Here is a 26552-nt window from a genome sequence, read left to right on the forward strand (position 1 = left end):
TCTTGCAAGCTCGCTGAGGCAATAAATTTCCATCCATCTACGTATGGCCGATTATGGTTTTATCGGCATACCTGAATGACTGTTTTTGGCCGGAAGCTGCCTCCCAGGCAGCGAACCGTGAATGGTCACTCGTCAAACAAGGTCCAGCCATGGCAAATGCCGGCAAAGTCTTTTGCCGTAAAAAATAATGTCAGTTCCTTTGGGTCAAATTCTTTGTAGAGCCAATGCCCAGGAATGGGGCCTCTCGTTATCGCGTATTCCAAGCGGTATTTTTGAACAGGTCCAAAACCGATGGAGCGTGAGTTCAACTCAAACCTGTCACCTCTGTTGAGCGCCCATAGCTTTTCAACAAGGCAGTCATCAAGCACCACCTCTCCCGCTACCTCAATGAGATACTTTGAATGAAGTTTCTGTTGAAGCCTAATGCTTCTGGCCATGCATCAACCTACCTATGAATAGTCCGAGCATCGACGCAATAATACTTGAACATGATGACGAGCGCTTTGGGTTGAAAAAAGTTCGCTGGGCGTACGCTCTGGCCGATAGCTGCCATCCGCCACCGGCAGCTATGAGCTGAGACGCCCGCACATCGGCGCCACGCAAGCCGCTCACCAAACCTGACCCCAGGTTTGTCCTGCCTGAAATCCCAAACCCGCACAAAAAAATCACCGATTCATTGTCAGTTGATTTTTTTCGGCCTATCTTGAATAAAACCTATACAGCCAACCTGTATGCGTACAACCTTTTCACCCGACTGTGTCCTTAACCCGCACCGCCACGAGTAACCCGAATGAGCCCACTACTAGCCAGCCATTACCGTGAAATCCTCGTTGGCGTCGGTGAGAACCCGGAACGCGAGGGTTTGCTGGACACGCCCCAGCGCGCCGCCAAGGCGATGCAATACCTGTGCAACGGTTACGCGATGAGCCTGGAAGACGTCACCAACGGTGCGCTGTTCGAGTCGCAGGGCGATGAGATGGTGATCGTCAGCGACATCGAGCTCTATTCGCTGTGTGAGCACCATATGCTGCCGTTTATCGGCAAGGCGCATGTGGCGTATATCCCCACTGGCCGGGTGTTGGGGCTTTCGAAGGTGGCGCGGGTGGTCGACATGTTCGCGCGGCGCCTGCAGATCCAGGAAAACCTTACTCGGCAGATTGCTCAGGCGATCCAGCAGATCACCGATGCTGCCGGTGTCGCGGTGGTTATTGAAGCCAGGCACATGTGCATGATGATGCGCGGTGTCGAGAAGCAGAATTCGATCATGACCTCCTCGGTCATGCTCGGTGCCTTTCGCGACAGCTCGACGACGCGGCAGGAATTTCTCCAGCTCATCGGCCGGCGCTAGGCCTATACACAGCCTGTTAACTGTACAAGCACAAGGAGTAGGAAGATGACCCGATTTCTGCTGCTGTTAGGACTGGCGCTCAGCATTGCAAGCTGCGGCAGTGTCGATGTTGCTCGTTATGCGGATCAGCAACCGGCATTGAGTCTGGAGCAGTTCTTCAGCCAGCCCGTCAAAGCCTGGGGGATGTTTCAGAAACGCAACGGCGAAGTGGTCAAGCGTTTCGAGGTTGATATCGCCAGCCGTCGTGAAGGTGAAAACCTGATCCTCGACGAGCGCTTCCGTTACAGCGACGGCACCCGTGAACGCCGAGTCTGGACCCTCACTCCCGGGGGCAATGGTCAGTGGAGCGGTCGCGCGCATGATGTGGTCGGAGTTGCTCAGGGCCAGATCGCAGGCAACACCTTCCACTGGCGTTATCGCCTGAACCTGCCAGTTGATGATTCGACCTACGAGATGAGCATGGACGACTGGATGTACCTGGTCGACGAAGACACGTTGATCAACCGCACCCGTATGTCCAAGTGGGGTTTCGAAGTCGGTCAGGTGACGGTGTTCTTCCGGCGCCAGAACGCTGGAGCGAACCCATGAGCAGTGGGTTGACCCTGGCCTCGTTCGGCGACGGTTATCGCGCCTTGGTGATCGGCGCCAGTGGCGCCCTCGGCACGGCGTTTTGCCAACATTTGAAGCAGGATCCACGCTGCGCCAGCGTCCGTACGCTGGGACGCAAAACTGTGCCGAAGCTCGACCTCGAGCAGCCCGAAACGATCGCCAGCGCCGCCGCCGAACTGGCAGGCGAAGCGCCCTTTCACCTGATCATTCACGCGGCCGGCCTCCTCCATCGTGACCGGATCAAGCCGGAAAAAAGCTACAGCGCAATCGAAGCCGAGTCGCTGCAGGCCGTGTTTCAAGTCAACACGCTGGGGCCTGCATTGCTGCTGCGCGACTTTCTGCCATTGCTTGCACCTCAAGGCGCGATGGCGATGCTTTCGGCAAAAGTCGGCAGCATCGGCGACAACCGTTTGGGCGGCTGGTACGCCTATCGCGCCTCCAAGGCTGCGCTGAACATGCTGATCAAGACCGCCGCCATCGAGCTTTCGCGCACGCGACCGCAGAGTCGCTTGCTCAGCCTGCACCCGGGCACGGTGGTCTCGCCGTTGTCGCAACCTTTTCGCGGAGCCGCAAGCGCCCGCCCGGCAGACATTGCCGCTGCGCAATTACTGAGTCTGATTGACACGCTGACGCCGGCCGATAGCGGCCATTTCTTCGCCTACGATGGAGAACGCCTGCCCTGGTAGGCAAGGAGTGAAGCATGAATCTGCAAACCCTCACCGAACGTGCGGCCAACAGTGAAGTTCGCGAACTGGAGCTGCTGTCACTCGAAGGTGGATTTTATCTGGCGAGAATTCGCGTAGATCAGGGCCAGTTCACCTTGCTCGATGACGCGGCCAAGCCAATGCACCTGCGTTCAATCACCCACCTTCGCGACTTGCTGCAAACCGTGCCGGCGTTTCCCTGCGTGCTGGTGCAGCAATGCGTGCACGACGAAATGTGCGGCCGGGATTCAGGGCCGGTCGAAGAGCTGCGCATTCCGTTTTCGCTGACCACGCCGTTATGACGCCGAAGCAAGGCGAGCGCTGAATGGCAGGCTGATAAAGCGCGCGTCGCCCACCGGCGACGCATTTATCGAACCCCTGCTCCGTCCACGGGTCTGCTTCACATCGATTCCCTGGAAGTAAATCCCATGTCCACTCAACACACACTTGTCCTGCTTGCCCGAGGCGGATACGCCGCGCGCGGCGTTCTGTATCTGATCATCGGCATCTTCGCGCTGCTGGCGGCGCACGACTCCACCAAACCGAAAGACAGTCACAAAAGCCTCGAAGCGTTGCTCAGCCAGCCCTTCGGCTACGTGCTGATCGGTGTTGTGGTCGCCGGCCTGCTGGCCTTCGCCGCCTGGCGTGCGCTGCAAGCGATCCGCGATGTCGACCACCACGGCAGCGAGTTCAAAGGCCTGGTCATTCGCGCAGGTTTGCTCGCCGGCGGTCTGGTCAACGCGGCGCTGGCCTTCTTTGCCTTGGGTCTGTTGGTGAGTGGCCTCAGGAGTTCCGGCGGTTCCGGCGATGGCAAGACCAAGGATCTGCTCGCGCAGCTGCTGTCATTCGAGCATTCGAACCTGTTGATCTACCTGATCGCGCTGATCCCGCTCGGTGTCGGTATCGCCCACATCATCAAAGGCTGGAAGGCCTCGTTCGAGAAGTACTTCGAAGCGGATGACGAAGTGATGCGTTACGTGCGCCCGGTGTCGCGCTTTGGCTTGATCGCCCGAGGCGTGGTGTTTATCGAGATTGCAGTGTTGATGGCGGTCAGCGGCTCGGTTTACCAAGCGACCAATCCACCCGGCATGAAGGAAGCACTGGATGCTTTGCAGCATCTGCCGGCAGGCGGCGTGCTGTTGATGCTGATGGCCTTGGGGCTGATCGCCTTCTCGGTATACAGCTTTTCCGAAGCCGCCTGGCGCAGAATCGAAATGGATGTGCCGTTGTAAGCGGCGATTCGAGGGGGCGTGTGCCCCCTCGACTTTTCGTCATCAAGTGAACAGATCAACGCCCAACTGAAACGCTACCCAGAGCGCCAGCCCGGTAGCGAAAAGCAGCGCGATGTTTTCAAACAGGTTGTTGCGATATTGCTTGTCCAGCAACGATTTCTGGTTGGACATGATCAGCAAGCCTAGGGAAATCACCGGCAAACCAATGATGTTCAATGCGCTGACACCAATGGTCAGGGTGACGAAATCCGGCATGCCCGGCATCGACCAGATCAGCGGCGTGACCAGGATGAACAGCATGAACCACTTGTGCATCGGGTCATGATGAAACTCTTTGCCGTACTTCTCGCGACGCTCAGGACGAACATGCTGGAAGGCATCGGTGATCAGCATCGGAAACGCCGTGGTCTTGCCTGAAATACTGGCAAACAGGGTCGCGAACACACCGATGAAGAACACGTACCAGCCGATCGGGCCGAAGAAGATTTCCAGCGCCTTGCCCAGATCGCCCAAGGTTTTCACCTCGATGCCGTTGGGCCGCAGGATTTCCGCACCGACGATCCAGATCGCCAGGTTGATGATGATCCCGACGAACACCGCAAACAGCAGATCGTTACGCTGAATGCGCTTGTGCTGCGGCCCGGTCCAGCCTTTCTGGCGCATGACATAGGGGTGCACGAAGTTGGCGATCGAGCCGGCGACCGCGCCGATTACCGAGACCGCCACCAGCAACGCGCCATGCACGCCTTCGTCCGGCGGAATGCTGAAGCCGATGGTGCCTTTGATGATGCCGCTGACATCCGGGCCGGACATCACCGCCAAAGCGATGAACGCCAGGGTCATGATCGCCAGCAGCAGCTTCATTACGCCTTCGATCATCGTGTAGATGTTGCGCCCGACCAGCATCCAGACCGCCAGCACCACCGCCACCGAGCACAGCAATGGCTGATCGATCTTGAACAGCATCGCCAGTGACTCCCCTGCCCCCTTGATCATGTAGGCGTTCATCAAGTGCCCCATCAACAGGGCATAAACCAGCATGAACCAGGCGAACACCGGGTTGAGCTGGGCGTAGCCCTGCAGAATGGTCATGCCTTGGTTATTGCACAGCTGGAACCGGGCAATGATGTTGACGATCAGGTACCTGAGCAACAGCGAGACCGCCAGCACCCACATCATGGCGTAGCCGTAGTTCGCACCGGCCACGGAGGATGTGATCAGGTCACCCGCACCGAGCCACGACAGCACGGCGATAATGCCGGGGCCGAGCAGTTTCAGCGTTCGCAGGAACAGGTTTTGCGGTTTCGCAGCGGCCTGATGATCGAGTGGAGCCATGCTCGTCATAGGGGTATCTCCGTTATTGTTTTTGTGAGAATTGATGCAGTGCGCACATTAGGTAGGATGTCGTACAACAAGGCTAACAGGAGAGTATGTAAAAATGTTTCACAACTCGCTGATTACCGTGCTGCTCGATCATTTCTGCTGATCAACATCCTCTAATACGCGTCTATAAAACCAGGCTAGGCGACGTTCCAGCTCCATGAAATAGACATTGAAGCCTTCGCCAATCACTCATAGGATGACTGATCACAACAACAATAAGGCTAAAATGATGAACAGAACGCTCTTGATTGCTGCGCTCGCCTCCACGTTGAGCGTGACGGCCAATGCCGCCACCTATGCCTACATCTCAAGCCCCGGTGACGGTCTGATCTCGCAGTATCGCCTTGATCAGAGCAATGGCGCGCTCACCCTCGTTGAGCAGATTCAGGCCGGTGATCAGGTCAATCCCATGGCTCTCTCCCCGGATGGCAAGGTGCTGTTTGCAGCCTTGCGCGTCAAACCCTTTCAGGTGCTGGGTTACCGGATCGATCGCCAAAGCGGTCGCCTGACAAAATTCACCCAAGCGCCCCTGGCAGAGAGCATGGCCTACCTGTCGACCGATCGAAAAGGTCGGTACCTGCTCGCCGCGTCCTACGGCGCCGATGCGCTCAGCGTTCAAAAGATCGGCGAGGATCAGCAACCTTCCGCCAACATCCTGCGTTATCCGACCGGCCTGCACGCCCATTCAATTCGCACCGAGCCGAGCAATCGCTTTGCCTATGCCGGCAACCTGGGCACCGACAAGGTGCTGCAATATCGCCTGGATGCCAAGACTGGCGAACTCAGCCCGATCGGCAACGGCTCGGTCAGCGTCCCGGACAACACCGGCCCTCGGCACCTGGCGTTCTCGCCGAACGGCAAATTCCTTTACGTGGTCGGTGAAATGAGCGGCACCGTGACTGCGTTTTCAATCAACGACGCCAGCGGCGCGTTAACGCAAATCGCTGTGGCCAACGGCATTCCCGAGCGTTTGCAACTGGCCCACGGCGAAGTTCGGGATGCGCGCAACAACGATTTGAAAGACGATCCGACCCCGCGCATCTGGGCTGCCGACCTGCGCATGTCGCCGGATGGAAAACTGCTGCTGATGAGTGAGCGCACCAGCAGCAGCGTTTCGGCATTTACCGTGGATCCGGCAACCGGAGGACTGAAGTTCCTCGATAACTACTCAGTGCAGGAACAACAACCACGCAATATCGCCTTCTCCCCCGATGGCCGCTGGCTGCTGGTGACGGGCGAGAAAAGCGCCAAGGTCGGTACGTACGCGGTGAGCAAGGATGGCGCGCTGAAGCGTGTCGGTGAAGCGGCCTCCGGCAAAGGCGCGTTATGGATCGAAGTACTGCAAACGCCTGACGCTTGAATATCTGCGGAGCAGCAACTGCTCCGCCGTCCTGCAACTAATCCCCCGCCGCTTCGGTCATTAGGTTTGCCGAGGTTGATACATTTACGCAGACCTCACTTTCAAGAGACTGCCCCCCGTGATCAGCCATCTCGATCGCCGCAACAACCGCTCGCTGGACAGTCTGAATTTCTTTCTCGCCGATGTCCGCGACGGCCTCGGGCCGTACCTCGCCATCTACTTGCTCGCCGTGCACCACTGGGACCCGGCCAGCATCGGTGTAGTCATGACCCTCGCCGGTATCGCCGCGCTGGTCACGCAGACACCGGCCGGTGCGCTGGTTGACAGCAGCCGGGCGAAACGGGCGCTGATCATCATCGCCGCGCTGTTGGTGACGGCGAGTTGCCTGGTGCTGCCGTTCATTACTTCATTCAGTCTGGTGGCGTTGACCCAAGCCTTGAGCGCGGCGGCAGCATCTATTTTTGCCCCGGCCATCTCCGCGATCACCCTGGGCATCACCGGCCCGCGAGCATTCACCCGGCGTACCGGTCGCAACGAGACGTTCAACCACGCCGGCAACGCGTGCGCGGCGTTATTGGCCGGCTTGTTTGCCTATTTGTTCGGTCCGGTGGCGGTGTTTTATCTGATGGCGGTCATGGCGCTGGCCAGCGTGATTGCCGTGCTGTTCGTCTCGGCAGAAGCGATAGATCACGACGTCGCGCGCGGTTTGCAGCCTGGCGATCGAAGCCATCAGCCGTCCGGCTTCAAGGTACTGCTGAGCAATCGCCCGCTTCTGATGTTTGCCCTGTGCTGCGCGCTGTTCCACTTGGCCAACGCGGCGATGCTGCCGCTGGTGAGCCAGAAACTCGCCCAAGCCAATTTGCACCTGGCCACACCGCTGACGTCAGCGTGCATCGTAGCCGCGCAACTGGTCATGGTGCCAATGGCGTTGCTGGCCGGCGCGAAAGCCGATGTCTGGGGGCGCAAACCGTTATTGCTGGCGGGTTTTCTGATCCTCCCGCTGCGTGGCTTGCTCTACACCTTCTCGGATGATCCGTACTGGCTGGTCGCCGTGCAGTTGCTCGACGGTGTCGGCGCTGGTTTGTTCGGCGCGCTGTTCCCGGTAATGGTCAAGGATCTCACCCTCGGCTCCGGGCATTTCAATGTCAGCCTCGGCGCGCTGACCACAGCATTTGGCCTTGGCGCGGCGCTGAGCAATGGGCTGGCCGGATTTGTCGTCGAGGCCGCCGGTTACAGCGCGGCATTCCTGACCCTTGCCGCAATTGCAGGGGCAGCGTTTCTGCTGCTATTGATCGGCGTTCCGGAAACGCTGCAGCGGACTGAGCAATTCGAGTCCGCTGCAGTTATGGGCCAAACCTGAGCTAATCGCCACCGCAGCCATCGCCTAAAACGCTGTAAGTGGCGACATGCCGCTGACCGTGGCTGTCTTCATAGACGACCTCCACCGGAACAATTCCGCAGGCGGCGCTGGTGTCGGTGATGCTGATGGTTTTGGCGATATCCAGTGGCACGCCGGTCTGCACAGTTTCGGTGGCAGCGAACACGTTGCCGGCGAGGATGGCCAGGGTCAAAGCAATAAACGTTTTCATCGTGTGATCTCTCTATAAAGGATGAGGAATTCAGGCCTGACGTTCAGTCAGCAATTGGCGCGCGGAATCGGCCATGACCGGCAGCGCTCCGGCGAGCATCAGGACGTCTTTGAGCACCAGTCGTCCGGCACCGGACAGATAGGGAAAGCCATGCTGACCATCGCCCAGCGCAGCGACCCAGGCTTCAGGCGTGGTGACCAGAAAGCTCAGGGTCACCAGCGGCGTAGCGAACGCCAGCGCGCCACCGAGCAGGCCGGTGCGGCGGGAAAGCGGGTTGGACAGGACCAGCAGACCGATGAGAATTTCCACCACGCCAAGCCCGGTGGAAAAACCGTAGGTGTTGTTCGCGGTCTGCCAGGCGCGCTTGTCGGCGTTCAGCTCGCCCTCATGGGTCAGGTGCGCCTTGTATTCCTGCGGGTGCTCGTAGAAGAACGACATCACCGGACTGTTGGCGACGAAAGGCGTAATGCTGTCGGCTTCGTACGGGACGAATTTCAACGCGCCGATCCACAGGAATACGATGGCGATGGCCACGCGCATCAGCGGGATGCCGAGGCGATCGAGTTTGCCGAGCTGTTGTAGTCCGGCGTTGATTGAGGTGAACATGCGACGTCTCCAGATCAATGAAAGTGGAGTCAGTCTGCGGTGCTATCGAATCGCGCTTTTGTCGGTCATGCTCAACGTCTTGCTCAATCGTCTCAACTTTGGGGATTCCTTCGTGATGGGTGCCAATGAACTCGCTCGATAAGCTCATCAGCCTGGCCAACGTGCGCGGCAGTCTTGATCTGCGCTGCCAGTTCCAGGGCGACTGGGCGCGCGATCATCAACAGGAAGCCTTGGGCAAGGCGCCCTATCACGTCGTGCTCAAAGGTGAGTGCCGGGTAGAACTGGCCAGCGGACAACGCCTGGCGATGCGCGCCGGCGATATTCTGTTGTTGCCACGGGGCACGCCGCATGTGCTGCACAGCGGCGGTAAAGATGTAGCGCCAATGCTGCCAACGCTGATTCCCGGCGGGGTGTTGCCGATCTATCGGCTGGGTGGCGCGAGCGCCGATCTGGACATGCTCTGCGGTGGCTTTCATTACAACCGCGCATCGATGCTGTTCGCTGCCCTCCCCGATTACCTGTTGATTGCCAACGATGGCCTGCCGGTCGATCAGCCGCTGACCGCCCTGATTGCGCTGTTGCGCAGCGAAGCCGACAGCGAACAGCCGGGCGCGCGGTTCCTCCTCGATTCACTGTCCCAAGCGTTGTTCACCTTGATCCTGCGTGCGCACCTGGCGCGTGCCGATCACGACAAAAGTACCCTGGCGCTCCTCGGCGACCAGCGCCTCGGCCGCACCTGTCAGGCGATATTGGCCGACCCGGCGCACGAATGGACTATCGAAGCCATGGCCGACACCGCGAACATGTCCCGTGCAACGTTCATGCGCACCTTCGCCAGGGTGGCTGGCGTATCGCCGTGGGTGTTGCTGACCCAGTTGCGCATGGAGCTGGCGTTCAGTCTGCTCAGCCGTTCGCATCTGGGCCTGAATGACATTGCCGTGCAGGTCGGCTACCAGTCGCAAGCTGCATTCAGCAAGAAATTCAAGGAAACCTACGGCGAGACCCCGGGCAAGATCCGCCGCGCGATCTGAGCGGATGGGTCGCTTTGTATCAGCGTGTAGCATTTGCCGACACAGATACACACGCATGCGAAGTTCGGCCGTGCGCACACACAACTGACACATTTAGCGCGCTAAATACCCCTGTCGCTTCCATTCCTACCTTAATCAATCGACAGGACATCACCATGAACAAAGTCTTCGCTACCCTCGCCCTCACCGCTGCCATGTTTGGCGCCACCGCCGCGTTCGCCGCACCGGTCAAACCTACCGTGGTGCTGGTACACGGCGCATTCGCCGATTCGAGCAGCTGGAACGGCGTGGTCAAGATTCTCGAGAAGGATGGCTATCCGGTGATCGCTGCGGCCAACCCGCTGCGCTCGGTCAAGAGTGATGCGCAATCGGTGGCGGATGTGCTGGCCAGCGTGAAAACTCCGGTGGTGTTGGTCGGCCACTCTTACGGTGGCCCGGTGATCAGCGAAGCCGCTTACGGCAATGCCAATGTCAAAGCGCTGGTGTACGTCGCTGCGTTCGCTCCGGAAAAGGGTGAAACCGCAGCCGAATTGTCCGGCCGCTTCCCTGGCAGCACTCTTGGCCCGACCCTGTCGGCCCCGGTTGAGCTGGCCGATGGTGGCAAGGATTTGTACATCCAGCAGGACAAATTCCATGAGCAGTTCGCAGCTGATGTTTCCCCGGCAGATGCGAAGTTGATGGCCGCCACCCAGCGCCCGGTGACCGTCGCCGCGCTCAACGAAGCCGCCACCGAGCCTGCATGGAAAACCGTGCCGTCGTACTTCGTCTACGGGGACCAGGACAAGAACATCCCGGCGCAAGCCCTGGCGTTCATGGCCGAGCGCGCGCACTCCAAGCAGACCGTCGTGGTCAAAGGCGCGTCGCACGTGGTGATGGTGTCGAACCCGAAAGCCGTTGCCAGCCTGATCGAAACCGCTGCGGCCGCGAAGTGATCCAGCGCTGAGTTGAACCCTTGAAGCCTTAGCCGTGAACCCTGTTCACGGCTTTCAGCGCTGGATGATGTTGTAGACGTTCGCTGAGGAAATCGACAAACGTGCGAACCTTCGCCGGTACGCGCGGATGTTTCAGATAGACCAGTTGCACCGGTAACGCCGGCGGCTCATAGGCCTGCAACACCAATTCCAGTTCACCGGCCGCAACCTGGCTGGCGACTTGATAAGACAGCACCCGGGTAATGCCCCAACCGGAACTGGCGATGTTGATCGCCGCCTGATTCGCGGTGACCACCAGACGCGGCTCGAAGCGAAAACTCAACGGCCCGTCGGCATGGGCGAATTGCCAATCGCTGAGCAAATGACTGGCGGACGACATGACGATATTGGCGCGGCTCAGCTCGTTCGGATGTTGCGGTCGGCCATAGCGGGCGAAGTAATCGGGGGTGCCGCAGATCACTTGGCGGACCTCGCCGACCTTGATTGCATGCTGATTGTTCTCGTGCAAATGGCCGATGCGCACGGCGACATCGATACCCTCTTCCGCCATGTTCACCACGCGATCAACCAGCAAAGCCTTCAGATGCACCGAAGGAAACGCATCGACGTATTGCGCCAGCAACGGCGCGATGAACAACTCGCCAAACAACACCGACGCGGTCACGCTCAAGTGCCCGCACGGCACCCGATAACTGCCGGCAGCGGCCTCTTCGGCTTCGTCGACGTCGCACAGAATTCTTCGGCAATCGTCCAGATAACGATGCCCGGCTTCGGTCAGGTGCAGGCTGCGCGTGGTGCGCGACAACAGACGCGTGCCGATGCGTTGTTCCAGCGCGGCAATGGCGCGGGTGACGCTGGGGGGCGAGGTGTTCAAGCGCCGGGCCGCCGCCGCAAAGCCGCCCTCCTCGGCCACGGCCAGGAACATGCGCATTTCCTGAAAACGATCCATAGCTGGGGACCTGTAAAAAACCTCGAAAACACAGTGAAATCATGTGGGAGCGAGCCTGCTCGCGAAAGCTTTCCGTCAGTCAACATCACCGTTGCATGACACACCGCTTTCGCGAGCAGGCTCGCTCCCACAGGGTTTGGTGTACACAGTTAAATTTGGGCAATGCTTCAACTCCCGCCAGTACGCCCGCACATTCGGATATTCCTCCAGCGAGACAGTGTCTTCCAATGCATGGATGGGACAGCTGACGCCAAACCCGTGGGAGCGAGCCTGCTCGCGAAGGCATTCTGTCAGTCAACATCACCGTTGAATGACCCACCGCTATCGCGGGCAAGCCTGCTCCCACAAGGTTTTTTGGCGTGTGCTGATATCAAGCGCTTTGCAGGCCCACCGCTGTGCGCTGCATGCCGACGAATTTCGGCAGCGCCTCGACCCGTTCCAGCCACGCCCGAACATTCGGATATTCGTCCAGCGAGACATTGCCTTCCGGTGCGTGGGCGACGTAAGTGTAGGCGGCCACATCGGCGACGGTTGCCTTGTCGCCGGCAAGGAATGCGCTGTTGGCCAACTCGTCTTCCATCACTTGCAATAAAGCGTGGGAACGCTTGATCGCATCAGCCGCGTCGTAACCGGCGCCGAACACCGTGATCAAGCGCGCCGTGGCCGGGCCGGAGCTGATCTGCCCGGCAGCTACCGATAACCAGCGTTGCACCTTGGCTTGCTCGACCGGATCGCTCGGCAGCCACTGGCCGTTGCCGTATTTGCTCGCCAGATAAACCAGAATGCCGTTGGAATCCGCGAGCACCGTGCCGTTGTCATCAATCACCGGCACCTGGCCGAAACGGTTGAGGGCGAGGAATTCAGGGGTTTTGTGTGCGCCCTTCATCAGGTCGACGAACACCAGTTCGGTCGGAACATTCAGCAGGGACAGCATCAACTCGACGCGATGCGAGTGGCCGGACAACGGATGGCGATACAGTTTGACGGCTGACTGAGACATGACGTGCTCCTGGATTATTTGAGGTCGACCCGCTGATCGTGTCGATGGGCTCATCCTGCTCCCCTGCCGCAAATCGCGGAATCCTCAGCAAATACAATCGAGCATTTCAGCCAGTGAAATAATCATCCTCGTCCTTAGGCGCGCGTAGGGATCATTTCACCGCGTGAAACAGTGGATTGCAGTTTCTGGCCATTCCCTCGCAACCGGCCGAGGGCGAACATGAGCCCACTTGAGCTTCAGCCCCTGGCGGCTCACCGGCCCGTTTGCACCCGAGGAGAATCGAAATGGACACAGCGTCGAAACCGCAGCCCTCGCCCTGGCATGAAGGTGAGCTGACCCTGCAACGTGCCGTCGGCGCGGTGGAGATGATGGTCGGTGTCGGCCAGCGGCAACTGGCCCGCGACTGGATGCCGGATCAGCACCGCGAGTTCTATGCGCAACTGCCCTTCGTCGTGCTCGGCGCCGTTGATGGCCAGGGCGACCCGTGGGCGACGCTGCGCACCGGTCAACCGGGGTTCATGGATTCGCCGTCACCACAGGTTCTGAAGATCAAACTTGACGCCCAGCCCAATGACCCGGCCAATCAAGGCCTGCAGCCCGGCGACGCGATCGGCATGCTCGGCATCGAGCTGCACACCCGTCGGCGCAATCGCATGAACGGCAACATCAGCCGCCGCGATGACAACATTCTTGAGATCGGCGTGACCCAGGCTTACGGCAACTGCCCGCGCTACATCAATCTGCGCCATTACGCGTTCGTCGACGAAACCACCGACACCGCGCTCGACCTGCCTGTCAGCGAACCCTTGGTGCGCGACATGATCACCGCCGCCGATTCGTTCTACGTGGCCACTTACGTGGTGCGCGACGGTGAGCGGCAAGTCGATGTGTCCCATCGCGGCGGCAAATCCGGTTTCGTCCATATGGACGAGGACGGCACCCTGACCATCCCGGATTTCTCCGGCAATCTGTTCTTCAACACCTTGGGCAACATCCTGCTCAACCCGCGCGCCGGGCTGACCTTCATCGATTTTGAAAGCGGCGATCTGTTGCAGATGACCGGCAGCGCAGAAGTGCTGCTCGACGATCCGCAAATCGCCGCGTTCCAGGGCGCCGAGCGTCTGTGGCGCTTCAAGCCGCAGCGCATCGTTTACCGTCAGGCCGCATTGCCACTACGCTGGGCCGAGCAGCCGCAAGGCGATTCGCCCAATTCGCAAATGACCGGCAGCTGGGAGCAGACCCGCGAGCGTTTGCAGGCCGAGGCGCTGCGCAATCAATGGCGCGCGCTGCACGTCACGCGGGTGGTCGATGAGAGTCCGCAGATCCGCTCCTTTTACCTGCAAGCCAACGACGGCTTCGGCCTGCCGCGCTTCGAACCGGGCCAGCACTTGCCGATCAAGGTCTTGCTCGACGGCCAGGACGCCGCGTCGATCCGCACCTACAGCGTGTCCAGCGCGCCGTCGGACGAGTTTCTGCGTATCAGCGTCAAACGCGATGGCTCGGTATCCTCGCATCTGCATGATCGCGTTCAGGCATTGGATTTGATCGAAGCCCGCGCGCCGCAAGGCGATTTCACCGTTGACGCCACCGAACGCCGGCCACTGGTGCTATTGGCCGCCGGGGTTGGGGTGACGCCGTTGCTGTCGATGCTGCGCGAGGTGGTCTATCAGGGCAAACGCATCAGCCGCATGCGCCCGACCTGGGTGGTGCAAAGCAGTCGCACCGTCGAGGATCTGGCCTTTCGCGAAGAAATCGATGCCTTGGCTGCACGCGCCGGTGACAAGGTCAAGTTGCTGCGCGTGGTCAGCCAGCCGCCGCTGGAAGCAACAGCGCAGGGTTACGATCATGCCGGGCGCATCGACATCGCCTTGCTGAAGAGCCTGCTGCCGCTGGATGACTACGATTTCTACCTGTGCGGCCCGGGCAGTTTTACCCAGGCGCTGTACGACGGCCTGCGCAAAATGCGCATCCCGGACGATCGCATCCACGCCGAAACCTTCGGCCCGTCGACGCTGATCCGCGATGTCGAAATCAGTACCCCGGCGCCGCCGCAAGTACCGGTCGCCGAAGAACCGGTCAAGGTGTTGTTTGCCACGTCCGGCAAGGAAGCACGCTGGGAACCGGGCAGCGGCACCTTGCTCGAACTGGCCGAGGCGCGTGGCTTGAATCCGGAGTTCAGCTGTCGCGGCGGGTCCTGCGGCACCTGCAAAACCCGCCTTACCAGCGGCCAGGTGCATTACCTCACCCCGCCGGCCATGCGTCTGGCGGATGACGAAGTGCTGATCTGCTGCGCCGCCCCGGCGCAGGGCAGCGACACCCTGGTGCTGGATGTTTGAATGTTGAGGAGGTGTGCCATGAAGCCGTTTGCCGAAACCAGCGTCGTTTGGCCGCAAGAGAAAACCGGACTGTCCGCCAGCGAATGCGAACGCAGTTTTTTGCTGCCGCAACTGATGGGCTCGCTCGCCGGTGAAACCTGCGCGTTGACGGGCTCATTCAATCAACGTGAGCATCTGCCTTCGAGCCCGAACGGCTGGTTTTCCCGTGGGCTCAAGGCGTTGTTTGCTTAGGCTTTGCTCACCGCCGCCACTCTGCCCGCCGGCCCATGCTGGCGGCTGGTGATCAATCCGACGAAGGAAATCAGCAGCGCCAAGCCAATGGTCGAGGTCACTTCCAGGCGATGTTCAGGGGTGATCATCATCACTGCCAAAGCCGCACAGATGAAGGCGATGACCAGCCAGGTGAGCCAGGGAAACAGCCACATGCGCAGGGTCATTTCGACCTTTTCCCGTTCCAGTCGGCGGCGCATGCGCAACTGCGAAATGGCGATCACCAGATACACCAGCAAGGCGATTGCGCCGGAGCTGGCGAGCAGGAACTGGAACAGCCCGGCCGGCATGAAATAGCTGAGTAACGTCACGCCTGCGCCGATCACCGTGCTGGCAATGACCGCCGGGCGTGGCACGCCGGCCGCCGAAGTCACCTTCAATGCCGGCGGCGCATCGCCGCGTCGGCCCAGCGAATAGAGCATGCGCGAGGAAATGTAGATCGAGGAGTTCATGCAACTGGCCACCGCGATCAACACGACGACGTCGACGAGGAATTTGGCGTTAGGAATGTTCATCAGTTCCAGTGCGCGCTGGTAGGAACCGACCGAGGCGAGCTGCGGGTCATTCCACGGCACCACGGAAATCACCACGAAGATCGACAGCAGATAGAAAATGCCGATACGCCAGATCACCGAGCGCGTGGCCTTGGCGATGTTTTGCGCCGGGTTGTTCGACTCCGCAGCGGCGATGGTCACCGCTTCGGTGCCGATGAAACTGAACATGATGGTGATGAACGCGCCAACCACCGCCGACATGCCGTTCGGCGCAAAGCCGCCGTGCTCGGCCATCAGCGTGCTCAAGCCACTGGCTTCGCGCTCGGGAATCCAGCCAATCAGCACCGCAAAGCCCAGGCCGATGAAACCGATGATCGCGATGACCTTGGCCATGGCGAACCAGAATTCGAACTCACCGTATTTCGACACGCTGAACAGGTTGGTGATCACCAGCAGCACGATCGACAGCAAGGCGAACAACCAGGCATCGACCTGGGGAAACCACTGATTGAGCACGTGACCGGCGGCCAGTGCTTCGATGGGAATCACCAGCACCCAGAACCACCAATACAGCCAGCCGATGGTGAAGCCGGCCCAGCGGCCAATGGCTTGATCGGCGTAGGTGGAAAACGAGCCGGTGTCGGGGTGCGCCACGGCCATTTCACCGAGCATGCGCATGACCAGCACGACCAGCAGACCGGAGAACAGATAAGCGAGCAGCACCGCAGGTCCTGCGGCGGCGATGGCGTGGCCTGAGCCAACGAAAAGTCCTGCGCCGATGATGCCGGCAATGGAAAGCATGGTGACGTGACGCGGTTTGAAACCTTGCGCCAACTGACCGTTGGAGTCCTTGGGGTTCAGGCTAGTCATGGGTTCTTATTGTTCTCATGATCGACGTTTGGGCCACTGACTGTGCGTCAGGCGATCATCATTTCCTTGAGTCGACTCAGGCGAAAGCAGCGACGCAGACGCTTCGCCGACGAAATGATGCTTCACCTTACGTGGCCCGACCGCCGCCCAACTAGCCTGAGTGCGGCATGCCGATGTCTGATTTCGACATGCCACTCTCAGGCCACCATGGGTCGGCGGCAACCGCTGCGGCAATTTACAGCGTGTAGGAAATCCCTACCTGCACGGTTCGCGGCGCGCCCGGGTAGGCGTAAACGTTGCCGAAGGCGCCTTCTTCGTAGTCGCGGTCGAAGATGTTTTTCACATCGAGGTTGAGCCGCACTTTGTCGTTGACCTTGTAGAAGCTCAGCAGGTCGACCACGGTGTAACTGCCCATGGAAAACGCGGTGTTGGCGGTCTGCCCGGCGCGCTCGTCGACGTATTTCAGGCCGGTGCCAAGGCCAAGGCCTTTGAGCGTGCCGTCCTGGAACTCGTACATGTTGAGCAGGCTGAAGCTGTTCTTCGGGATGTTCAGCAGTCGGGTGCCGGAGCGCAGCGTGTTGTCCTTGGTCACCTCGGCGTCGACGTAAGCGTAACCGCCGACCACTCGCCACTCCGGGGTGAGGTTGCCGGTGACGTTGACGTCGAAACCACGGCTGCGTACTTCACCAGCGGCGACGCTGAAGGTGGAGTCCACCGGGTCGGTGGTCAGCACGTTGCGTTTTTCGATCTGGTAGATCGCCGCGTCGACGCTCAACTGCTGATCCAGCGCTTCCCACTTCACGCCCATCTCGTAGGACTTGCCTTTCTCCGGGGCGAAACCGCCGCCTTCGCGGCTGGCGCCGGTGTTGGGCTTGAACGAGCGCGCGGTGTTGGCGTACACCGCCAGGGTATCGGTCAAATCGTAGGTGATGCCGATACGCGGGGTGACGGCATTGTCGCTGGCCTGCCAGCTCTTGCCGCCCGGCACGTAGGTTTCATAGTCATGCTCAAAGCGCTCGAAACGCGCGCCGGCCAGGACTTTGAGCTTGTCGGTCAGGGCGACCTGATCCTGCACGAACGCGGCGTAGGTCTTGAGGTTTTCTTTGTCGTGGGTCGGCGTGCGGGTCAGCGCCGGGCGTGGCTGGCCGTAAACCGGATTGAAGATGTCGATCGGGTAGGCACTGACCGCGCCGCTGGAGCGCTGGATGATCGACTTGTAATCGTAATCTTCATACTCGATGCCGGTGAGCAAGGTGTGCTGCAGACCGCCAGTGTCGAAATGCCCGGTGAGGTTGAGCTGGGTGTCCTTGTCGGTCCATTCCAGCTTGCGGTAGTTGAAGTTGCGTCCCAGCGTGCGGCCGTCAGCGGCAATGCCGTTGGCCTCGATCGCATTGCCCTTGAGCGAGCCGTCGAGCCACTGGAAACCACCGCCGAGGGTCCAGTCATCGTTGAGCATGTGCTCGAAACGCAACTGCGCCATGTTGTTGTCGTTGTGCAGCTTGCCGACGTCCTTCTCGCCAAAGAAGGTATCGCGCGAGGCGGTGCCGATCTGCGCCGGGTAGCGCGTGACGCCACGATCGAGCGGCGCGTTGTTGCGCATGAAGTCGCCTTCGAAAATCAGCTTGGTCGCATCGGTGGCCTGCCAGGTCAGCACCGGCGTGATGCCGTAGCGCTCGTTCTCGACATGATCGCGGAAGGTATCGCCGCCCTCGCCCACCACATTCAAGCGATAGGCCAGACGCCCTTCTTCGTCGAGTGGCCCGGAAGCGTCGAGGGTGCCGCGCTTCATGCCTTGGTCGTTCAACTGGCTGCCTAACGTAACGGTGCGCTCGGGCAACGGCTGTTTCGACACCACGTTGAAGGTACCGCCTGGGTCGCCACGGCCATAGAGCATGGTCGCCGGGCCGCGCAGCACTTCCAGACGCTCGATGGTGTTGGCGTCTGGCATGTTCGGGTAGCCACGGTTGATCGGGAAACCGTTGCGGTAGAACTCGCCCGTGGTGAAGCCGCGCACGGTGAACGTAGTCAGGCCCTGCCCACCGAAATTGTTCGCGCGCCCGACGCCGCCGGCGTAATCCAGCGCATCCTGCAAACGCGTGGCGCCGAGGTCTTCGACGGCATCCTTGGTCACCACGCTGATTGACTGCGGGGTTTCATGAATCGAAGTGTCGGTGCGCGTGGCGCTGGCCGAACGCGTCGCGCGATAGCCTTGCACCGGACCGTCTGCCCTTTCGTAATCCGCTGTGCCGACCACGTCGGTGGCTTCCAGCTCAAGCGTTGAAGAAGTCGGTTCGGCTGACTCAGCCCACGAGGAAGAAGACAACGCCTGCAGCACACAAATGGAAAGCAGAGTTCGACGCATGAGGTAAAAACCTTTACGAATAGGCCAGAACGAAGGGCAAAACCGCCAGTGAAAACGTCGCGCATGGTATACGGTCGCATTAGTAATTGAAACGTATTCCTATTTGTCATGTTGATCAGGATTGGTGAGCGAGATTCATCACTCCATCCTGAATCCGCGCATTATCAGTGGCGCGTCGATGGCCTAGGCTCGTAGAGATCCGACGTCAACCGATGGCTGCGCCGCGCTACGTGTGCGTCGCCAGCCTGTCTGGAAGGAATTTGCAGATGAAATTCGACACCCCGGCCGGCTCCAATCCGATCGACCAGCTGAAGGTGATCGGCCAACCTGCCGACCGCATCGACGGCAAGCTGAAAACCACCGGCACCGCCCCCTACGCCTACGAGCAAAACGCAGCGGTGCCGGACGCCGCCTACGGCTATATCGTCGGCGCAGGGATCGGCAAGGGGCGCATTGCCTCGATCGATTCGACGCAAGCGCGGGAGGCGTCAGGGGTGATCGCCGTCGTCACTTACGAAAACGCCGGGGCATTGGCCAAAGGCGAGTTTTACGTAGCCAGGGCCTTGGCCGGGCCGCAGGTCGATCACTATCACCAGGCCGTGGCGATTGTCGTCGCAGACACTTTTGAACAGGCCCGCGCGGCCGCCGGCTTGCTCGACATCCGCTACGTGGCCGAACCAGGTTCATTCGATCTGGCGGCGGCGAAAGACTCCGCCACTCCACCGCCACCGGCCGGTTTCGGCCCGCCGCCGCAAACCAGCGTCGGTGACTTCGAAGGCGCCTTCAACGCTGCGCCAGTGCAAATCGATCAGCACTACAGCACGCCTGACCAGGCCCACGCGATGATGGAACCGCACGCAACCATTGCCCGCTGGAGTGGCACGCAATTGACCTTGTGGACATCGATCCAACAGATCAACTGGGGCGTGCGCGATCTGGCGAAAACCCTCGGCATCGCCAAGGAAGATGTGCGCCTGATCTCGCCGTATATCGGCGGTGGTTTCGGCGGTAAGGGCACGATTCTTTGCGACGCAGTGTTGGCATCCCTGGCCGCTCGACATGCCGGGCGACCGGTGAAAGTCGCGCTGCCGCGGCCGCTGATGTTCAACAACCTGACCCATCGTCCGGCGACGATTCAGCGCCTGCGCATCGGTGCCAACCGTGACGGCGTGATCACGGCGATCGGCCACGAGAGCTGGTCGGGCAATCTGCGCGGTGGTCGCGCCGAAGCGGCCACCGCGTCAACCCGATTGCTTTACGCCGGGGCCAATCGCATGACCCGTCTGAATCTCGCCGTGCTCGATCTCGCCGAGGGTTCGGCGATGCGCGCGCCGGGCGAGGCACCGGGGATGATGGCGCTGGAAATCGCCATGGATGAACTGGCCGAAAAGCTGCAGATGGATCCGCTGCAGCTGCGCATCCTCAACAACTCGCAGGTCGATCCGGAGCAACCGGCGCGGCCGTTCTCCAAACGGCAGTTGGTGGAATGCCTGAACACTGGGGCCGAACGCTTTGGCTGGCGTCAGCGCAACCCTCAACCCGCTCAGCGCCGTGAGGATGGCTGGCTGATCGGCATCGGGCTGGCCTCGGCGATTCGCGGCGCACCGACCACCGCTTCTGCGGCGCGGGTGAGTCTCGATCGTCAAGGCGTCATCACCGTGGAAACCGACATGACCGACATCGGCACCGGCAGTTACACCATCATCGCCCAGACCGCTGCCGAAATGATGGGCGTGCCGCTGGACCGTGTCGTGGTGCACTTGGGCGATTCGCGGTTTCCGGAATCGTCGGGCTCCGGCGGCCAGTGGGGAGCCGCCTCCTCCACTGCCGGCGTGTATGCCGCGTGTGTGAAACTGCGTGAAGCAGCCGCTCGCGCCGTCGGGTTTGACCCGCAGCAAGCCGAGTTTGTCGACGGGCAAATTCGCGCAGGCTCGCAGCAGGTTGGCTTGGCTCAGGCCGCAGCCAATGGCGAGCTGACGGGCGAGGACCGCATGGAGTACGGAGACCTTGCCCAGCGCGTCGCCCAGCAGACCTTTGGCGCGCATTTCGCCGAGGTCGCGGTCAATGCGGCGACCGGCGAAATTCGCCTGCGTCGGCAACTGGCCGTGTGCGCCGCCGGGCGCATCCTCAACCCGAAAACCGCGCGCAGCCAGATCATTGGCGGCATGACCATGGGCGCCGGCGCGGCATTGATGGAAGAGCTGGCGGTGGATCATCGAATCGGCTTTTTCGTCAATCACGATCTGGCCGGATACGAGGTGCCGGTGCACGCCGACATTCCCCATCAGGAAGTGATCTTTCTCGATGAAGTCGACCCGTATGCCACCCCGCTGAAGGCCAAAGGCGTCGGTGAGCTGGGTATCAGCGGCGCGGCGGCGGCGATCGCCAATGCGATCTATAACGCGTGTGGCGTACGGGTGCGCGATTATCCGATTACGCTGGATAAACTCATCGGCGAGTTGTCCTACCCGGTCTGAGACTGGATCACGCAGGATATCGCCCATGTACCCCACCACCCCCGATGGCCGCTATTTTGTGGTCAAGCAACAGCTATGGCGTTGCAGCAATCCATCGCTGCCAGCCGCCGAGCGTGAGGCATTTGTAGCCGAACTCATGTCAGCGCGGCGTGCGGTCAAAGAGGCAAAGCGTGCGGAGGATGCACAGGCGTTGAAGTCAGCGAGAGCTCGCGTCAACGACGCCAAAGTCGCGCTGGGTGAGCGCGGGCCGGTGTGGTGGGATGACGGCAGCCCGGATTACAACCGATTCAAGGTGAGCAATACACCGTATGCGCAGTGGTTTGCCCAACTGCCTGAAGAGGAAAAGTCCCCTGACTGAATGTTGAGTGGCCTGATCCGGTACTCCCTGGACATAACTGCGACAACCACCGCAAATCCCTGTGGGAGCTGGCTTGCCAGCGATGAGGTCAGCACATCCAGCATTGATGTAGCAGATATACCGCCATCGCTGGCAAGCCAGCTCCCACAGGGATTGGGGATTGAATCAAGATCGGTGGTTCACTCATACAGGGACCTGCGGCGAGGCTCAGACTCGCAAAAGCTGCCGGGTCATCGCCATCGAAGTTTCCAGCGACTGTCCGGTGCGCTGCAGTTTGTTCAGCAGACTCGCGCCGAGCCAGAGCTGATACAGCGTCTCTGCCAACTTCCGCGCATCGCCCTCGGGCAGGCTTTTGTCATTTTGGCCTTGTTCGATGCATTCGGTGATGCGCGCGACGATGCGTTCGGCGCCGTCGCGCAAGGTCAGGCGCATTGATTCGGACAGGTCGGCGACTTCGGCGCTGAGTTTCACCACCAGGCATTCATCGCCGTGGCCTTCGAGGGTGCAGCGGTTCTGCCAGCCCTGCCAGTAATCCATCAAACGCTCGAAGGCAGACAGCCCAGGCAATGTCAGGCGGCGCTCCATGTCGGCGAGGTAGTCGACGAAGTAATCCTCGAGTAGCGCCTGGCCGTACAACTCCTTGGATTTGAAGTAGTGATAGAACGAGCCCTTGGGCACGCCGGCGGTCTGCAGGATCTCGTTGAGGCCGACGCTGGTGAAGCCCTTCTCGGCCATCATCCGGTGGCCGGTGTCGAGCAAGTGTTGGCGGGTGTCGTCAAAGGTCGGCTTCATGGTGCGCAAAATTCCAGACAATAGACCAGTCGTATAGTTTTCAGGACCGGGAGTTTGCCATAACCGACGGGCAAAAACATTTTCTGAAAAAATTGCTAGACGACTGGTCTAATTGGAAACTATGCTGCGCCCCGACACACAAATTCATGCGGCACCGACAACAAGCGAATCCCTCGCCTTCTGCCGATGCCAGACCAACCCAAGGGTGCTATATGAAAATCTTGATGGTTCTGACTTCCCACGATCAACTCGGCAACACCGGCAAGAAAACCGGCTTCTGGCTGGAAGAGTTCGCCGCGCCCTACTACGCCTTCAAGGACGCCGGCGCCGACGTCACGCTGGTATCGCCTGCCGGCGGCCAGCCGCCGCTCGATCCGAAAAGCGATGAGCCAAGCGCGCAGACTGCCGAAACCGATCGCTTCCGCGCTGATCCGGCTGCACAACAGGCACTCGCCACCACTGGCCGTTTGGCTGACGTGAAGGCCGAAGATTTCGACGCCGTGTTCTACCCAGGCGGCCACGGCCCGCTGTGGGATCTGGCCGAAGACAAGGCCTCGATTGCACTGATCGAAGCCTTCGACCGCGCCAACAAACCTCACGGTTTTGTCTGCCACGCACCCGGCGTGTTGCGTCATGTGGTGCGCGCTGACGGCCAGCCGATCGTCAAAGATCGCGACGTCACCGGTTTCACCAACGCCGAAGAAGCGGCGGTCGGCCTGACTGACGTGGTGCCGTTCCTCATCGAAGACGAATTCCAGCGTCTGGGCGGGCGCTATTCGAAAGTCGCCGATTGGCAGGTGCATGTGGTGGCTGACGGTCAACTGGTCACCGGCCAGAACCCGGCCAGCTCCGCCGCCGTTGCCGAAAAGCTGTTGAAGATGCTCGGCTGAATCCCTCGCTCTACCCCGATCAACGCCGCGTGCGTACCGCCCGGCGTTGTTTTTTTGCCCAGTCACTAGTCGACTGGTCTAATCAGATTCAAGGCTTACTCCATGAATAACGCTTTCTTCACGCCTGCCAAATTGGGCGCACACACCCTGAAAAACCGTATCGTCCTGCCACCTCTCACCCGCCAGCGCAGCACGCAACCGGGCAATGTCGCCAACGAATTGATGGCCGAGTATTACCAGCAGCGCGCCGGTGCCGGTTTGCTGGTCACCGAAGGCACCCAGATCGAACCGCGCGGGCAAGGTTATGCGTGGACGCCGGGCATTCATACGCCGGAGCAGATCGCCGGTTGGCGCAAAGTCACCGAGGCGGTGCACGCGGTGGATGGCGTGATCTTCGCCCAGCTTTGGCACGTCGGTCGGGTCTCGCACACGGCGTTGCAGCCTAATGGTGATGCGCCGGTGTCGGCCTCTGCGGTGGCGACGGACCGCGTCAGCGTGTTCATCGAAACCGCGCCTGGTGTCGGTGAACTGGTGCCGCCGTCCGCTCCGCGCGCGCTGAGCACCGATGAAGTGCAGGAACTGATTCAGCTGTATATCCAGGCCGCGCGCAACGCGATGGATGCGGGTTTCGATGGCATCGAACTGCATTGCGCCAACGGTTATCTGGTCAACCAGTTCATCTCCGCCCACAGCAACCTGCGCACCGATCAGTACGGTGGCTCGCTGGACAATCGCTTGCGCTTCTTGCGCGAAGTGGTGGCCGGCGTCGCCGAATGCATCGGCAAGGACAAGGTCGGTGTGCGTTTCGCGCCGTTGTTCACTACAACTGATGAAGCGCGGACGTATCTGGGCCTGGTCGAGGAAGATCCGCACACAACTTACATTGCGGCGATCAAGATTCTCGAAGACGTCGGCATCGCCTACCTGTCGATCGCCGAAGCCGACTGGGACAACGCGCCAGCGATGCCGCAGACCTTTCGCCAGGCCGTGCGCGACACGTTCAGCGGCGCGATCATTTATGCCGGTCGCTACACCGCCGAAACCGGGGCGCAATTGCTTGAGTCGGGCCTGGCGGATCTCGTCGCGTTTGGCCGACCGTTCATGGCTAACCCCGATCTGCCGGCGCGGATTGCCCATGACTGGCCGTTGAACCAATTGAATCCGGCGACGGTGTATGGCGGTGGTGCCGAGGGTTATATCGATTACCCGACCTACCCCGCCTAAGAACCCAAAACAAGTTCCTGTGGGAGCGAGCCTGCTCGCGAAGGCGGTGGGTCAGTCAGCACTTGTATTGACTGACAGGACGCTTTCGCGAGCAGGCTCGCTCCCACAATAGGATGTCAGTGGCCGCTAAAACCTATACATAACAAACAATCTGTATAACTATTGGAGTTCGAATCGTTCACCGGACTTAGCTCCATGCCCCCTGCCCACCGTTTGCTCCTGATCCTCGGTGACCAACTGTCTTTCGACCTGGCCTCCCTGCAGCCACTCGATCCCCAGCACGACCTGCTGCTGATGGTCGAGGTCATGGAGGAAGCGACCCACGTCGCCCATCATCCGCAAAAGATCGCTCTGATCTTCAGCGCCATGCGCCACTTTGCCGAGGCGTTGCGCGATAAAGGCTACCGCGTCCAATACGTCACCCTCGACGACCTGGACAATAGCGGCTCAATCCCCGGTGAATTGCAGCGTTGGCAAACCCTCACTGGTGCCGACGAGATCCACATAACCGAATGCGGCGACTGGCGCCTTGAGCAGTCAATCAAAGATTCGGGCTTGCCCGTGCACTGGCATTCAGACAGCCGCTTCCTCTGTTCTCGCGAAGAGTTCTCCAACTGGGCCAGCGGCAAGAAGCAGCTGCGCATGGAGTTTTTCTACCGCGAGATGCGGCGCAAGAGTCGGCTGCTGCTGAACGGGGACGGTACGCCGGTCGGCGGTGCGTGGAATTTCGATGCGGAGAATCGCAAGGCGCTGCCCAAACACGCCAAACCGCCCTACCCGGCACGTTTCGCCAATGATGCAATCACCCAAGAGGTGCTGGCGTTGGTCGGCGAGCGCTTCGCCAGCCATTACGGCACGCTGGATGACTTCAACTACCCGGTGACCCACGCCGATGCTCAGGCCCTGTGGCAATACTTTCTCGACTATGCGCTGGCCGGCTTCGGTGATTACCAGGACGCCATGGCCAGCGAAGAGCCGTTCCTGTTTCACGCGCGGATCAGCGCGGCGCTGAACATCGGCCTGCTCGATTTGCGTCAGCTGTGCAGCGATGTCGAGGCGGCTTACTGGTCGGGGAGCATAGGTCTCAACGCTGCCGAAGGCTTCATTCGGCAGCTGATCGGCTGGCGCGAATACGTGCGCGGTGTGTACTGGCTGAAGATGCCGGATTACGCCGAGGGCAACGTGTTTGCTAACACGCGTGCGCTGCCGGAGTTCTACTGGACGGGTGAAACGCAGATGAACTGCATGCGCCAGGCCATCGGCCAAAGCCTGCAACATGCCTACGCCCACCACATCCAGCGGCTGATGGTCACCGGCAACTTTGCCTTGCTCGCCGGGATTGCGCCGAAGGAAATCTGTGAGTGGTATCTGGCGATCTACATGGACGCCTTCGACTGGGTCGAACTGCCCAACACCCTTGGCATGGTCATGCATGCCGACGGCGGTTATCTCGGCTCCAAGCCTTACTGTGCCAGCGGCCAGTACATCAATCGGATGTCGGATTACTGCGGCGACTGCGCCTACAAGGTCAAGGAAAGCAGCGCGGACGATGCCTGCCCGTTCAACGCGCTGTACTGGCATTTCCTCATGCGCCACGGCGACATTCTGCGTGGCAATCAGCGCATGGGCATGATGTACAAGAACCTCGACCGCATGCCGCTGGCCAAGCAGGACGCGCTGTGGCAGCGCGGGCAGATGCTGTTGGCGACACTGGATAGCGGCGAAGCTTTCTAGTG

25 protein-coding genes are annotated in these 26552 nt (G+C 60.4%); 16 read left to right on the forward strand and 9 right to left on the reverse strand.

Annotated elements, in window-relative coordinates; all coding sequences use genetic code 11:
• Nucleotides 1-125 precede the first annotated feature (125 nt).
• Nucleotides 126-437 (reverse strand): hypothetical protein, encoded by a 312-nt coding sequence (locus PSH90_RS13970; RefSeq protein ID WP_130927275.1) that lies wholly within the window; start codon nt 435-437, stop codon nt 126-128.
• Nucleotides 438-790: 353 nt separating this feature from the next.
• Between PSH90_RS13970 and folE the strand changes: the two genes are divergently transcribed.
• The 5 genes from folE (at nt 791) to PSH90_RS13995 (ending at nt 3893) form a co-directional block, all read left to right on the forward strand.
• Nucleotides 791-1348 (forward strand): GTP cyclohydrolase I FolE, encoded by a 558-nt coding sequence (gene folE, locus PSH90_RS13975; RefSeq protein WP_136493318.1) that lies wholly within the window; start codon nt 791-793, stop codon nt 1346-1348.
• A 45-nt stretch (nt 1349-1393) separates the two neighbouring features.
• The gene (locus PSH90_RS13980) at nt 1394-1936 is read left to right on the forward strand and encodes a DUF3833 domain-containing protein (RefSeq protein WP_122746185.1); all 543 of its coding nucleotides are present in this window, start codon (nt 1394-1396) and stop codon (nt 1934-1936) included.
• A complete protein-coding gene (locus PSH90_RS13985) occupies nt 1933-2643 on the forward strand; it encodes an SDR family oxidoreductase (protein ID WP_125927069.1) in 711 nt (236 codons plus the stop codon). The genes PSH90_RS13980 and PSH90_RS13985 overlap by 4 nt, the downstream gene beginning before the upstream one ends.
• Before the next feature lie 14 nt (nt 2644-2657).
• Complete coding sequence (locus PSH90_RS13990) at nt 2658-2963, forward strand: DUF6482 family protein (RefSeq protein ID WP_016774774.1); 306 nt, start codon at nt 2658-2660, stop codon at nt 2961-2963.
• A gap of 126 nt (nt 2964-3089) precedes the next feature.
• Nucleotides 3090-3893, forward strand: coding sequence for a DUF1206 domain-containing protein (locus PSH90_RS13995; RefSeq protein ID WP_305380807.1), 804 nt, complete (start codon nt 3090-3092; stop codon nt 3891-3893).
• Nucleotides 3894-3935: 42 nt separating this feature from the next.
• Here PSH90_RS13995 and PSH90_RS14000 read toward each other — a convergent pair whose 3' ends face one another.
• Nucleotides 3936-5228, reverse strand: coding sequence for an Nramp family divalent metal transporter (locus PSH90_RS14000; protein ID WP_370695140.1), 1293 nt, complete (start codon nt 5226-5228; stop codon nt 3936-3938).
• A gap of 274 nt (nt 5229-5502) precedes the next feature.
• Between PSH90_RS14000 and PSH90_RS14005 the strand changes: the two genes are divergently transcribed.
• Both PSH90_RS14005 and PSH90_RS14010 read left to right on the forward strand, forming a co-directional pair.
• Nucleotides 5503-6636 (forward strand): lactonase family protein, encoded by a 1134-nt coding sequence (locus tag PSH90_RS14005; RefSeq protein ID WP_056786865.1) that lies wholly within the window; start codon nt 5503-5505, stop codon nt 6634-6636.
• A 118-nt stretch (nt 6637-6754) separates the two neighbouring features.
• Nucleotides 6755-7996 carry an MFS transporter gene (locus PSH90_RS14010; protein WP_056786093.1) on the forward strand — a complete coding sequence of 414 codons (1242 nt, stop codon included), beginning with the start codon at nt 6755-6757 and terminating at the stop codon, nt 7994-7996.
• Nucleotide 7997: 1 nt separating this feature from the next.
• Here PSH90_RS14010 and PSH90_RS14015 read toward each other — a convergent pair whose 3' ends face one another.
• Both PSH90_RS14015 and rclC read right to left on the reverse strand, forming a co-directional pair.
• On the reverse strand, nt 7998-8225 hold the full coding sequence (locus PSH90_RS14015; RefSeq protein ID WP_056786095.1) for a DUF2790 domain-containing protein: 228 nt from the start codon (nt 8223-8225) through the stop codon (nt 7998-8000).
• Nucleotides 8226-8255: 30 nt separating this feature from the next.
• Nucleotides 8256-8831: a reactive chlorine resistance membrane protein RclC gene (rclC, locus tag PSH90_RS14020; RefSeq protein WP_056786098.1), complete on the reverse strand. Its 576-nt coding sequence runs from the start codon at nt 8829-8831 to the stop codon at nt 8256-8258.
• Between the two features lie 125 nt (nt 8832-8956).
• Here rclC and PSH90_RS14025 point away from each other — a divergent pair, with 125 nt between their 5' ends.
• Together PSH90_RS14025 and PSH90_RS14030 are read left to right on the forward strand one after the other, a co-directional pair.
• Nucleotides 8957-9862, forward strand: a complete 906-nt coding sequence (locus PSH90_RS14025; RefSeq protein WP_305380808.1) for an AraC family transcriptional regulator — start codon at nt 8957-8959, stop codon at nt 9860-9862.
• Nucleotides 9863-10017: 155 nt separating this feature from the next.
• Nucleotides 10018-10794, forward strand: coding sequence for an alpha/beta fold hydrolase (locus PSH90_RS14030; RefSeq protein WP_073476253.1), 777 nt, complete (start codon nt 10018-10020; stop codon nt 10792-10794).
• A 28-nt stretch (nt 10795-10822) separates the two neighbouring features.
• Here the strand turns inward: PSH90_RS14030 and PSH90_RS14035 are convergent, their stop codons facing one another.
• Entirely contained in the window at nt 10823-11743 is a 921-nt protein-coding gene (locus tag PSH90_RS14035) for a LysR family transcriptional regulator (protein WP_122610581.1), read from the reverse strand.
• Between the two features lie 370 nt (nt 11744-12113).
• Nucleotides 12114-12743, reverse strand: a complete 630-nt coding sequence (locus PSH90_RS14045; RefSeq protein WP_056786106.1) for a glutathione S-transferase family protein — start codon at nt 12741-12743, stop codon at nt 12114-12116.
• Nucleotides 12744-13027: 284 nt separating this feature from the next.
• Between PSH90_RS14045 and PSH90_RS14050 the strand changes: the two genes are divergently transcribed.
• Nucleotides 13028-15079: a pyridoxamine 5'-phosphate oxidase family protein gene (locus tag PSH90_RS14050; protein WP_305380809.1), complete on the forward strand. Its 2052-nt coding sequence runs from the start codon at nt 13028-13030 to the stop codon at nt 15077-15079.
• Between the two features lie 18 nt (nt 15080-15097).
• Nucleotides 15098-15310 (forward strand): hypothetical protein, encoded by a 213-nt coding sequence (locus tag PSH90_RS14055; protein ID WP_041480326.1) that lies wholly within the window; start codon nt 15098-15100, stop codon nt 15308-15310.
• Here the strand turns inward: PSH90_RS14055 and gabP are convergent.
• Both gabP and PSH90_RS14065 read right to left on the reverse strand, forming a co-directional pair.
• Nucleotides 15307-16713 (reverse strand): GABA permease, encoded by a 1407-nt coding sequence (gene gabP, locus PSH90_RS14060; RefSeq protein ID WP_305380810.1) that lies wholly within the window; start codon nt 16711-16713, stop codon nt 15307-15309. The genes PSH90_RS14055 and gabP overlap by 4 nt on opposite strands.
• Before the next feature lie 235 nt (nt 16714-16948).
• Entirely contained in the window at nt 16949-19075 is a 2127-nt protein-coding gene (locus tag PSH90_RS14065) for a TonB-dependent siderophore receptor (RefSeq protein WP_073476248.1), read from the reverse strand.
• A gap of 266 nt (nt 19076-19341) precedes the next feature.
• Between PSH90_RS14065 and paoC the strand changes: the two genes are divergently transcribed.
• Together paoC and PSH90_RS14075 are read left to right on the forward strand one after the other, a co-directional pair.
• Nucleotides 19342-21552 (forward strand): aldehyde oxidoreductase molybdenum-binding subunit PaoC, encoded by a 2211-nt coding sequence (gene paoC / locus PSH90_RS14070; protein ID WP_305380812.1) that lies wholly within the window; start codon nt 19342-19344, stop codon nt 21550-21552.
• A gap of 25 nt (nt 21553-21577) precedes the next feature.
• Nucleotides 21578-21910, forward strand: a complete 333-nt coding sequence (locus tag PSH90_RS14075) for a hypothetical protein (protein WP_305380814.1) — start codon at nt 21578-21580, stop codon at nt 21908-21910.
• A gap of 207 nt (nt 21911-22117) precedes the next feature.
• Here PSH90_RS14075 and PSH90_RS14080 read toward each other — a convergent pair whose 3' ends face one another.
• On the reverse strand, nt 22118-22702 hold the full coding sequence (locus PSH90_RS14080; RefSeq protein ID WP_305380816.1) for a TetR/AcrR family transcriptional regulator: 585 nt from the start codon (nt 22700-22702) through the stop codon (nt 22118-22120).
• 212 nt (nt 22703-22914) lie between these two features.
• On the opposite strand from PSH90_RS14080, the gene PSH90_RS14085 reads away from it, so the two are divergent.
• From PSH90_RS14085 to PSH90_RS14095, 3 genes are all read left to right on the forward strand, one after another.
• Nucleotides 22915-23592: a type 1 glutamine amidotransferase domain-containing protein gene (locus tag PSH90_RS14085; RefSeq protein ID WP_150635214.1), complete on the forward strand. Its 678-nt coding sequence runs from the start codon at nt 22915-22917 to the stop codon at nt 23590-23592.
• Between the two features lie 102 nt (nt 23593-23694).
• Nucleotides 23695-24816, forward strand: a complete 1122-nt coding sequence (locus PSH90_RS14090; protein WP_305380817.1) for an alkene reductase — start codon at nt 23695-23697, stop codon at nt 24814-24816.
• 195 nt (nt 24817-25011) lie between these two features.
• Complete coding sequence (locus PSH90_RS14095; RefSeq protein ID WP_305380818.1) at nt 25012-26550, forward strand: cryptochrome/photolyase family protein; 1539 nt, start codon at nt 25012-25014, stop codon at nt 26548-26550.
• Nucleotides 26551-26552: the final 2 nt, after the last annotated feature.

The organism is Pseudomonas sp. FP1762 (genome assembly GCF_030687105.1).
In the GTDB taxonomy this organism is placed as follows: Bacteria; Pseudomonadota; Gammaproteobacteria; order Pseudomonadales; family Pseudomonadaceae; genus Aquipseudomonas; species Aquipseudomonas siliginis.